Source organism: Pelagirhabdus alkalitolerans, from assembly GCF_900096905.1.
Lineage (GTDB): Bacteria > Bacillota > Bacilli > Bacillales > Amphibacillaceae > Pelagirhabdus > Pelagirhabdus alkalitolerans.
In genome coordinates, this window is sequence record NZ_FMYI01000001.1 from 1 (window position 1) to 11,539 (window position 11,539).

8 protein-coding genes are annotated in these 11,539 nt (G+C 38.3%); 1 reads left to right on the forward strand and 7 read right to left on the reverse strand.

Annotation, left to right across the window (positions count from 1 at the left end; genetic code table 11):
* The 4 genes from BLR62_RS00005 to BLR62_RS00020 all read right to left on the reverse strand — a co-directional run.
* Nucleotides 1-411, reverse strand: a 411-nt coding sequence (locus BLR62_RS00005; protein WP_143008332.1) for a peptidoglycan-binding domain-containing protein, incomplete at its 3' end; no start/stop codon positions are given.
* Between the two features lie 208 nt (nt 412-619).
* Nucleotides 620-3,586 carry a peptidoglycan-binding protein gene (locus tag BLR62_RS00010; RefSeq protein ID WP_090791489.1) on the reverse strand — a complete coding sequence of 989 codons (2,967 nt, stop codon included), beginning with the start codon at nt 3,584-3,586 and terminating at the stop codon, nt 620-622.
* A gap of 316 nt (nt 3,587-3,902) precedes the next feature.
* Nucleotides 3,903-5,648 carry a methyl-accepting chemotaxis protein gene (locus BLR62_RS00015; RefSeq protein ID WP_090791491.1) on the reverse strand — a complete coding sequence of 582 codons (1,746 nt, stop codon included), beginning with the start codon at nt 5,646-5,648 and terminating at the stop codon, nt 3,903-3,905.
* Nucleotides 5,649-5,678: 30 nt separating this feature from the next.
* Nucleotides 5,679-6,662 carry an aldo/keto reductase gene (locus BLR62_RS00020; protein ID WP_090791494.1) on the reverse strand — a complete coding sequence of 328 codons (984 nt, stop codon included), beginning with the start codon at nt 6,660-6,662 and terminating at the stop codon, nt 5,679-5,681.
* 242 nt (nt 6,663-6,904) lie between these two features.
* On the opposite strand from BLR62_RS00020, the gene BLR62_RS00025 reads away from it, so the two are divergent.
* Nucleotides 6,905-8,125 (forward strand): dicarboxylate/amino acid:cation symporter, encoded by a 1,221-nt coding sequence (locus BLR62_RS00025; protein ID WP_090791497.1) that lies wholly within the window; start codon nt 6,905-6,907, stop codon nt 8,123-8,125.
* A 42-nt stretch (nt 8,126-8,167) separates the two neighbouring features.
* Here BLR62_RS00025 and BLR62_RS00030 read toward each other — a convergent pair whose 3' ends face one another.
* The 3 genes from BLR62_RS00030 to BLR62_RS00040 form a co-directional block, all read right to left on the reverse strand.
* Nucleotides 8,168-9,580, reverse strand: coding sequence for a sodium/glutamate symporter (locus BLR62_RS00030; protein ID WP_090791500.1), 1,413 nt, complete (start codon nt 9,578-9,580; stop codon nt 8,168-8,170).
* A 174-nt stretch (nt 9,581-9,754) separates the two neighbouring features.
* A complete protein-coding gene (locus BLR62_RS00035; RefSeq protein WP_090791502.1) occupies nt 9,755-10,867 on the reverse strand; it encodes a glycerol dehydrogenase in 1,113 nt (370 codons plus the stop codon).
* Between the two features lie 87 nt (nt 10,868-10,954).
* Entirely contained in the window at nt 10,955-11,485 is a 531-nt protein-coding gene (locus BLR62_RS00040; RefSeq protein WP_090791505.1) for a DUF2628 domain-containing protein, read from the reverse strand.
* Between the last annotated feature and the right edge of the window lie 54 nt (nt 11,486-11,539).

The following is an 11,539-nucleotide window of genomic DNA, read 5'->3' on the forward strand; positions in this document are numbered from 1 at the left end:
GCCATAGAACGAGTTGGGATTGGTAAAGTCCGTGTAACCTAAAATAGTTAACTGTTCCTTTAGTGCTATGGATTCTTCATGACGCTCACCATTTCTGAAAGGGGAGTTAATCAAAGCTTCTATTTTAGCCAGTGTATCCTCGTTCACAACTTCAGTATCTCCTATATTGAAAGTCTCATGAAAAGAATTAACTGCACTCTTTAAACTATCATCATAAGTTTCAGAATAATTATCAAAATTACCAAATCCTAAAGCTTCTAGATCTCTCTTTAGATCTACTACACTTTCATGTTCATCACCGGGTTTAATAGTAAATTCCTCTTCCGCAAACACCTTATCTGAACTAAAATGCATTGAGGTAAGTATAAAAATAATTAACACACTAATTATTAAGTTATATCTTTTATTCATTTTAGTTTCACCTCCCTTTTTTTACTAATACTATTCTATTATCTATAATTTTATAATTAATTTCAACACAATTATTAAAATATAATTATATTATCCCAAACAAAAAAGCTAGGTGAGAACCAATACTCCTAGCTTTTTGACTGGTATGAATACATACTCATCATCACATATAAATTAAACACTTCAATTTTTAGAAATGTCTGAGTTTTTATTTATTATTTTTTAAACCAAATGAATCAGCAATCGCTTCTGCTGTGATCTTACCTAGCCAATCACGATAAGAACGACTTTGCAGAAGTTCCGCATCCTCTGCATGATCAATAAATAAAAATTCTAATAGGATCGCAGGCATAGTTGTATTCCTTAAAACATTAAAATTGGCTTCCTTCATCCCACGATCATAAACATTCATTTGATCAATTAAATAACTATGAATGTTTTCTTGATGGCGTTTTGTCGCACTGGAAACATTTCCATTGAATATGAAACTTTCAAACCCGTGAGCTCGACCATTAAAAGCATTCGTATGAATACTAACAAAATAATCGGCTTCCCAATCATTTGCCATTTTAGATCTTTCAAGCAAATCCTCCGTTAAATCCTCTGCTAGTTCAACATCTGTTGTGCGTGACAGTTTAACATCTACACCACTATAATTATCAAGTAAATAATCTCTTGCACTCAATGATATATCTAACACAAGGTCTTTTTCTTTCATGCCATTTCCTACGCCACCCACAAAACGTCCTCCATGTCCGGGATCAATGAAGATTCGAAAAACATTATTTCCATACTCTTTTTCAAGTATATTAACCGTAGCTTCATCCAGAATACCACTAACAGGTAAGCCCATTTCTTCTTGGAAATCTCTAACGTTTTTTGTCGTGTTACTTCCAAAGTTAGGATTCCCCTTTCTGATACCTTCACCAAAGCCAAGATCAATTAACATATCTTTATAATCAGCAATTGCAGAACTTGACTCACCTTCTTGATATGGGCTATTTAAAATCTCTTCAATTTTATCCCACGTTGGTGAATCTGCAATACCATTAACAACTAAGCCAAAATGACCTTGAAATTCTTCGACAGCCTGCGTCGTACGAGAACCATAAAAACCATTAGGGTTTGAGAAAGATGAAAAACCAAGACGAGTCAAGTGTTCTTTTAATACTACAGATTCATCATGAGTCTCACCATTTCGAAATGGTGACTCAACCACTTCATCTAATTTCGCAAGAGTAGATTCACCTGCAATCCCATCTTCCGTTAGGCCATAGTAAGATTGAAATGCCTTTACTGTTGCCTCCGTTTGCGGACCAAAATAATTCGTTTTAGCAAATGAACCAAATCCTGCTGTTTCTAGTTTTTCCTTTAATAGCACTGCATCCTCTCGATACATTGGATTTCGTAACGGGCCTTCTGCTTTTTCTTGGATCAGCGATCGCGTTCTTTCATCTGCGATACCGGACTCTGGTAAGTCATGATCGCTTTGAAATTCTCGAACACCACGCTCAGTGCCTGATCCATAGAACGAATTGGGATTGGTAAAGTCCGTGTAACCTAAAATAGTTAACTGTTCCTTCAACACTACCGAGCCTTCATGACGCTCCCCATTTCTGAAAGGGGAGTTAACTAACGCTTCTATTTTAGCCAATGTCGCCTCGTCTGCCATGCCTGATTCATCTAAATCATAGTCACGTTGAAGCTTTAAAACACCTGCTTCAGTACCGGAACCATAAAAGTTATTCGGCGTCGTAAAATTAGTATAGCCTAGTAACGTTAAGTTTTCTTTTAGCTCTACTGCATCCTCTCGATACATTGGATTTCGTAACGGGCCTTCTGCTTTTTCTTGGATCAGCGACCGCGTTCTTTCGTCTGCGATACCAGACTCTGGTAAGTCATGATCGCTTTGAAATTCTCGAACGCCTCGCTCAGTGCCTGAGCCATAGAACGAGTTGGGATTGGTAAAGTCCGTGTAACCTAAAATAGTTAACTGTTCCTTTAATGCTATGGATTCTTCATGACGCTCACCATTTTGAAATGGCGACTCTATCACTTCATCTAATTTTGCAAGAGTGGATTCACCTGCGATGCCATCTTCCGTAAGACCATAGTAAGATTGAAATGCCTTTACTGTTGCCTCCGTTTGTGGACCAAAATAATTCGTTTTAGCAAATGAACCAAATCCTGCTGTTTCTAGTTTTTCCTTTAATAGCACTGCATCCTCTCGATACATTGGATTTCGTAACGGGCCTTCTGCTTTTTCTTGGATCAGCGATCGCGTTCTTTCATCTGCGATACCAGACTCTGGTAAGTCATGATCGCTTTGAAACTCTCGAACGCCTCGCTCAGTGCCTGAGCCATAGAACGAGTTGGGATTGGTAAAGTCCGTGTAACCTAAAATAGTTAACTGTTCCTTTAACGCTATGGATTCTTCATGACGCTCCCCATTTCTGAAAGGGGAGTTAACTAACGCTTCTATTTTAGCCAATGTCGCCTCGTCTGCCACGCCTGATTCATCTAAATCATAGTCACGTTGAAGCTTTAAAACACCTGCTTCAGTACCGGAACCATAAAAGTTATTCGGCGAGGTGAAATTAGTGTAGCCTAGTAACGTTAAGTTTTCTTTTAGCTCTACTGCATCCTCTCGATACATTGGATTTCGTAACGGGCCTTCTGCTTTTTCTTGGATCAGCGACCGCGTTCTTTCGTCTGCGATACCAGACTCTGGTAAGTCATGATCGCTTTGAAATTCTCGAACCCCTCGTTCAGTGCCTGAGCCATAGAACGAATTGGGGTTGGTAAAATCCGTGTAACCCAGAATAGTTAACTGTTCCTTCAGCGCTATCGAGCCTTCATGACGCTCACCATTTTGAAATGGCGACTCTACCACTTCATCTAATTTCGCAAGGGTGGATTCACCAGCAATTCCGTTTTCTTCTAATTGAAAATGTGCTTGAAATGCTTCAACTGCTTCCTCTGTTTGAGAATCAAAATAATCTGTCATTTCAAACGAATCAAAACCCAGATACTCTAAATTTTCTTTCAGTTCTATTACTTCATCATGATAAGTTCCATTGTCTAAAATATGATCTTGTTGATCATCGGCTAAGACAGAATTAGAACCTGAAACACTACCAAATGATAGAACTAATATTATAAAAAGATACTTCATTTTACTCTTTTCACCTCCTTAGTTCCTGTATTTGTAAGTATCTAAAATTCATTTGATTCACAAAAGATATTTTAGATATTTGATAAATAATGGTATCAAAAACAGCTATACTATTACTATCATTTATACATTGTATCAATTTTCCCTTGTAAGTAACATAGTTCAATAGTTCATTTTATCAAAATATATTCGTATAAAATTCATCTTTGTAAACATACCGTATGAAATTAAAAGTTAAAAAAATTCATACAGTATGTTTTGTTTTTACCAAAACTTATATATTTTTTGATTTGTGACTAATAAACTTTCATTTAAACTAAAGCTTAAATCGTTTCACGAGCTCATTCAATTCTTTAACTAAGCCAGATAATTCATTGGAACTTGTTGTAATCTCTTCCATTGAGCTATTAACCTCTTCACTAGAAGCAGACGTTTCTTCAACACCTGCCGCAGATTCTTGAGAAATCGATGCGATCTCTTCAACAGAATCTGAAAGTTTTTGACTATCAGTTAAAATCGTCGATAGAGATTCTGTCATTTGTGTTGCTTCTTTCGCCATGGATTCGATTGCTGATTCAATCGCATTAAACGTTTGACCGGTTGTTTCGATGTCCTCTGTTCCTTGCTTAACTTGAGCATAACCATCTTCTAAATCAGATGTTACTTGTTCTGAACCTTTTTGAATACCCGAAATAATCTTCGTAATATCTTGTACCGATGAACCGACTTGTTCTGCTAGTTTACGAACTTCATCCGCGACAACCGCAAAACCTTTCCCGTGTTCACCTGCTCTTGCAGCTTCAATTGATGCATTTAAAGCAAGTAGATTCGTTTGTTCAGAAATATCTTGAATGACATTCACAATATTTGAAATCTGTTTAGATTGGTCATTCAATTGGGTAACATTATCAACTGAACGCTTCACAACCTCATCAATATTATGCATTTGATTCACAGATTGATTCATTAGTTCTGCACCATCGGTTGATAGTTTACGAACATGATTCGATTCCCCAGCAACGGATTCACCCATTTTTTCAGCTTTTCCGACTGATTCAACGAATTCATTCATTCCTGTTGAAAGCGCACTTGCATGAGATGCTTGTTTTTCAGCACCCGTTGCAATTTCTTCCATTGTAACGGTAATCTGTTCAGCACCATCTGTCACTTCATCTGTGGTTGCTGTTAAGGACTGGGCGTGCGTACTAACCGTATCCGATACATTTTGAATTTCAACTAATAACTGTCGCATGTTTTCTGCCATTTGATGCGTCGCATTTGTTAACTGTCCAACTTCATCGCGGCGATTCGTTTCTTCTGTTTTTTCGGATAAATTACCTGAAGCAATCACATCAACTCGACGAGTTAAATCTTGTAATGGCTTCGAAATTTTTCTATTGGTAATAAAGGCAATTAAAATTCCAACGATTACAATAACAATCGAAGCAATTAAACTTATCATAAATACAGCATCACCAATTCCATATATTTCATGTGCTCGTCCATTCATATTCACTTCGCGCTCTCTTGACAGTGATTGAAAATCATCGACTAAAGAATTGCTAAGTGGCATAATCTGTTGTTCAAGTAGAATAAGCGCTTCTTCCTCATTGCCAGCACCATATGTAGAAAAGAATTCATTGGTTAATTCATGCCATTCTTGACGTTGTTCAACTAATGACTGCATTTCTTCCGATTCATCTAAGTCTAATGCTTCCCCTTCTAATGATTGACTGACATTAGCTCCGTCTGTAAACATAGCTTGATAAGCACCATTTCCAGTCAGACCATAAGCTTGGAGTAGATTTGTACGTTCTAGCATATCAGAAGCTAATTGATCACTTACTCGTAATACAGCTAAATCTTCTTCTATAATTTCTTCAGTATTATCATTAATCAAAGCAAGTGAGCTGATATTAAGTGCGCTTATACCCGTTGCAAGTAATAAAATAAGACCGAACCCAAGTATTAATCGGGTTCCGATTTTTTTCGTATTCAATAATTGTTTTTTCTGTGATTTATCCTTTTTTACCTTTTTAGGCTTTTGTTTCTTTTTCTTCATTATAATCCTCCTCCGGTAAAAGCGTTATGATCAATAAACGCCTCTAATGTAGTCGTGTACTTCTTGTTTATAAAACGTTTCTAACTGTTGTAATTCTTTTTCTGAGAATGGCTTAACATCAGTTGAACCTAAGTTGTTTTTAACTTGTTTAACATTTTTAAAGCCTGGAATAACGGTTGAAATACCTTCTTGTTGCATAATCCATTTTAATGCAGCTTGTGCCATGTCACCATGTTCTTCTGTGATCCATTTAAGCGCTTGGCTTAGTTCGACCCCTTTTTCAAAAGGTAATCCACCGAATGTTTCACCGACATTAAATGCTTCACCATCATGGTTAAATTGACGGTGATCATCTTCTTCAAATTGATGTGATTTATCAAACTTACCTGTTAAGAGCCCGCTCGCAAGTGGCACACGTGCAATCACACCGATATTTTGTTTTTTCGCTTCTGGTAAAAGTGTTTCAAGCGGTTTTTGGCGTAACATATTAAAGATGACTTGTAATGTACTCACATTGTCGTTTTCTAAGCAAAATAAACCTTCTTCAATTGTTTCAACACTCACACCGTAATGACGAATTTTTCCCTCTTGTTTTAAATCGTCAAGCACATTAAAGACATCACCTTGTTTTAAAATCTCAAGTGGTGGACAGTGGATTTGATATAAATCTAACGTGTTGCGTTCAAGTCTTTTTAAAGTATTATCTAAATAGTTCGTCACGGCTTCTTTTGAATAATTTTTAGGGTCGTGAATATCTCCAGCACGACAGAACTTAGATGCGATATAAATTTCGTCTTCTTTTCCTTTTGTCGCCTTAGCTAAAAGTTCTTCACTATGTCCATCACCGTAGACATCTGCTGTATCAAAAAAGTTAACCCCTTGATCCATTGCAACTTCAAGTGCTCGTAAGGATTCTTGATCATTCGTCTGCCCCCAAGCACCCCCAATGGCCCATGTACCAAAGCTTAATTCACTAATCTCATAACCCGTTTTTCCTAATGTTCTGTACTTCATGACGCACTCTCCTTTTTAAAAAATGATTGCGTTTTCAAAGACTATTTTACTATACTTAACCAAAAAACTCAGCCTAATTATTATAGACAATTCTCAAAAAAATTTGGCAATACATGTCGTCATATACTTAAATGGTTCGCTTCTGGATCGAAACAAGTCAATTGACAAATTGTTTTACAACACTTATTCTATGACTTATAATTCTTATTGATTTACTAAGCTTTAAACGAAAGGAAGATTAGATGAACCAAATTTGGACGCGTTACAAAGAGACATCTCTCGTCTTAAAAATAACGGTAGCACTCATTTTAGGTACACTTGTAGGGATCGTGTTTGATGAAAGAATTGAACCGATTCTGCAACCTTTTGGCGATTTAATGTTACGTCTATTAACATTTCTTATTTTACCGCTCATTTTATTTACATTGATCGTCGGCATTAATCAAACGAAAATGCGAGATATCGGTCGAATGGGCTCAAAAGTATTTGTCTATTACTTAATCACATCAGCCGTCGCAATCGTTGTCGGACTAGGTGTCAGTCAAATTTTCTCACCTGGTGAAGGAATGACACTCGACCAAGGCGAAACGATTGATGTTCCAGAAGACCCTGGCATCGTGAATGTAATTTTAGATATTGTGCCAGACAATATCGTCACAGCATTTAATGAGTTAAATTTACTTGGTATTATTTTTACAGCAATTGTGTTTGGTTTAGCGATTTTGGCACTGCGTTCGAGTGACGAGCACAAAGAAATTGGCGATCACTTGCACAAGGTCGTAGTCGGATTGAACGAAGCATCGTTTAAAATTATGGACATTATTTTACAATATGTTCCGATTGGTGTGTTTGCCATTATCGCGACAACTGTTGCTAATCAAGGGTTGGATACATTGATCTCACTCGGTGGATTTATTGGGGTCTTGTACATTGCTCTATTTGTACAATTTTTGCTTTACATGGTTTTTATGAAGTTAACGCGTGTTGACACAAAGCCATTCTTAAAAGCAGCGCGTGCACCGATGCTAACGGCGTTTGTTTCACAAAGCAGTACGGGGACTTTACCGCTAACGATCCATGCAGCTCAATCGTTAAATTTGAAGAAAAGCTTGTATAGTTTCAGCTTACCATTTGGTTCTACATTAAACATGGACGGTGCAGCGATTCGAATTGCTGTTTCGGCAGTATTTGCCGCGAATGTTGTGGGGGATCCTTTATCACTAACGCAAATGTTAACCGTCGTGATTATCGGAACACTCGCATCGGTTGGGACAGCTGGTGTACCAGGTGCAGGGATCGTGATGATCTCAACCGTATTCGTACAACTAGGGTTGCCTATGGAAGCCGTTGCTCTCTTAACAGCTGTTGATGCGCTTGTCGGTATGGGCTGTACAGCTCTAAATGTAACAGGTGACTTAACCGGAACGTGTGTCATCAATCAAACTGAAAAACGAGCAAGTTAATCTAAAAAGCGATACCCAGATCTTTCTGAGTATCGCTTTTGTTTATGATTTTTTTCGTCCGAAAAAGACGAGACCAAAAATTAAGAAGAAAACCTTTATAACACTTGAAATGACTAAAAACGTCACGGCTCCGAATTGATGAATAACAGGTAGAGAAGCCGCTGTTACTAAACCACCACCAACAAACGGTTCGAATAATAGTTGTTTATACCCGAAGCCTTCAAGGGCTGGTGTTTCATTATCAGGGTCTGCAATTTTCATTAATAATAACCCTGTTGCTGTCATACCTGTCGCTTGTCCTAAATCACCAACACCACGCTCAAACCAATACTCTGGAATCATACGAGGTGCAAGGACTAAGAAGGCAAACACATTCCAAAGAATAGCCACAATAGATAACAATAAAAACGGGACAATATTGTCACCAATTACGGCAAGTGATAAGGTTGATAACGCACTAACGAGCAAGACATCGAGTGCAAATCCCGAAATACGGTTAATAAGTCCACGATCGATATAGAGATCAATTTTTAAACGGTCAAATGCGAGCTGAATGAACATACCGCCGATCATCGCTAATGGGAAAAGCGGGACATATGGGAATAAGTAAGTCCCTGTCCAAGCGCCCCATGTAGAAGCTTCAAGACCAATCAACAATTGCTGGAGGATGTAACCAATACCAATCGCAAGACCGATTAAGGCTAAGTGGAAAGCTAAAGGCTCCATTGACGAGATTTCTTTCGTTTCTCGTTCAACATCATACCCATACGATTCACCAATTGCAGCACGTTCTTTATCCGAAAATTGAGCTTTTCCGCCGACATATTTTGCACGGTTCGTTCTGTGCCCCCAGTTAATGAGGATAATCCCAATCACAACACCTGAGAGAATACCGATTGTTGCCATACCTAAAGCTAAATCAGCACCTTCTGAGAATCCTAATTCGTTAAACGTACCAGATAAGCCAGCTGCCGTTCCGTGACCGCCAACAAAACTAATTTCAATTAGCGCACCCGATAGAGGACTCATACCAAATACCGGTCCTAAAACGAGCAATGCAAGCACAAGACCGACTACATACTGCCCCCATGATACCGTTTGACCCATCACAATTTGAGGGCCTGCGATCAACCAAATCTTCTTTAAATTTGGCACAACTTTTCCCAAGAAAAGCGCAGCGAACACAATATTAATAAACAAACTCGGTAATGTACTCCATACATCTAATACAAACTCAGGAATCAATCCTTGATGAAAAACTGAATCCGCATCAAGCCACTGACTCGTAAGTCGACCCAGGGCTTCAGGTCCAACAAACAAACCGATAAAACCTGCTATAATTGAACTCGGTAAAAATAAGTCCCGTAACGTTTTAACGTGCAAACGGACAACTTTACCAATCATTAAAAAGACACCAATTAATATAAAACTAAAACCAATCATTTCTGCTGACATAATAAATCCTCCATTTCCTAACCATCTAATGGTACCGACTGTTAAGTAGACGATGCCCACCTGATTATATAGAAAATGTGAAGGTTTCACAATACGAAACAATTAATTCCAAATTTTTAGATTATTTTCAATTTAAAAAGAGCAGCTATGCCTTAGCACAACTGCTCTTTACCTTTATGATACGTTGTATTTTTGTTTAAAACTTTTCACGTAAACATCGACTGCTTTAATCGCTTGAACAACATCATCTGCTGTCACATCAAATGGCATATTGGTCATCGTATCTTCAGGCTTGACCGCAGCTTCTGCCACTTTTCGTAAATCTTCATCACTTGCTTCATCTAAATGTAGATCCTTCATTGTAATTGGTAAGTCCAATTTCAACATGAAGTCTATATAGCGCTCGAGTTCTTCTTCAGAGCGATTTTCTAAAATTAACTGCGTCATGATGCCGTAAGCGACTTTTTGACCGTGCGTCATATTGTGGATTTCTCCATGTAAGGCTGTAAAACCGTTGTGGATTGCGTGCGCACCTGCAATACCACCATTTTCAAAGCCTAGGCCACTTAAAAGCGTATTTGCTTCAACCACCGCTTCTAAAGCAGGGGTCACGACTTTTTCTTTATTCGCTTCATAGGCTTGTACACCATGATCGAATAAAATTTGTTCACATTTTTCAGCAATCGCAAGACCTGCAATAGTGCCTTTTCCACCATGCATATTTTCACCATAGGCTTTGTGCGTTGCCGTGGCCTCGATGAGTGTCGCTAGCGCATCAGATATACCAGACGCCATCATATGCGGCGGCCCTTGTGAGATAACACGCGTATCATTTAAGACCATATCAGGGTTTTTATTATAGAACTGATACGTCTCGAATTCTCCGTCTTCTGTGTAAATAACAGATAGTGCAGATGTTGGCGCATCGGATGAAGCGAGTGTATTAAAGATGATCAACGACACGTCTAACTCAATCGCTACAGCTTTAGCCGTATCAATCGCTTTACCTGTCCCAACACCTAACACACCGTCAATATCATTCTCTTTTCCAATTTTCGTGATGCGCTCAATTTCTTTGAACGAACATTCACCACCAAAGGTTACTTTTTCTGTTTTATAATCATCATTTTCTAACTCAACGATTAAATCGTTAGCAACAATTTCCTGTACCGTTTCATCAGCCAACACAAGAAACTTAGTTCCATAAGGCTTAATATACTCACTGGTTCGACTAACGAGATCCTTACCTTGAACATAACGACTTGGACTTCCAAATACTTTATCCATTGCGTAATGCCTCCTTTAATTTTGGTAATATATTGAACCTAATTATGGTATACCCAGTGTGTGACATTTTAAACTAGTGGTGAAACGTTAAACAAAGGCACTAACAATCATCGTATGTAAAATAAGGTAGCCCATGAAGAGACCTAATGCGATCGCTATCCCTTTCGTACCTTGGTTATAATCGAACCTCTCATCGCGTTCGGCTAATTGCGATGCCTTTGACTTTGCTAATTGGTAATACAACCGATTCCCGTTCAATCCGATCCAAGCATAAATCCCAATCGTACTAACGTATTGGAGTGTTCCGGAAAAGTCATTTGGCCCGACGCCATAATCAATCAAATCAACGACTAAAAATAAGCCAAGTATAGCGATAATCGTTTTATATAACCCGCGATACCCGAGCCAAAAGACACCAAGGAAAAAAGCTGCCCAATTCCAGCTCAATGCTTTTTCAGGTTGATCCGTTTTAGACCATTGGTGTCGGTAATAGTTATAATTTTTTCCTACAAATCTTTTCATGGATGTGTCATCGGAACCTCTTTCAATCTGTGCACCGCAGTGCTTACAGAATGATGCGTTCGAATCAAGTTCGTATCCACATGATTCACAATACATGCGCCTCACCCTTTCGTGTTGATCGTTTTTTGTTCACTATATCATACAAAATAT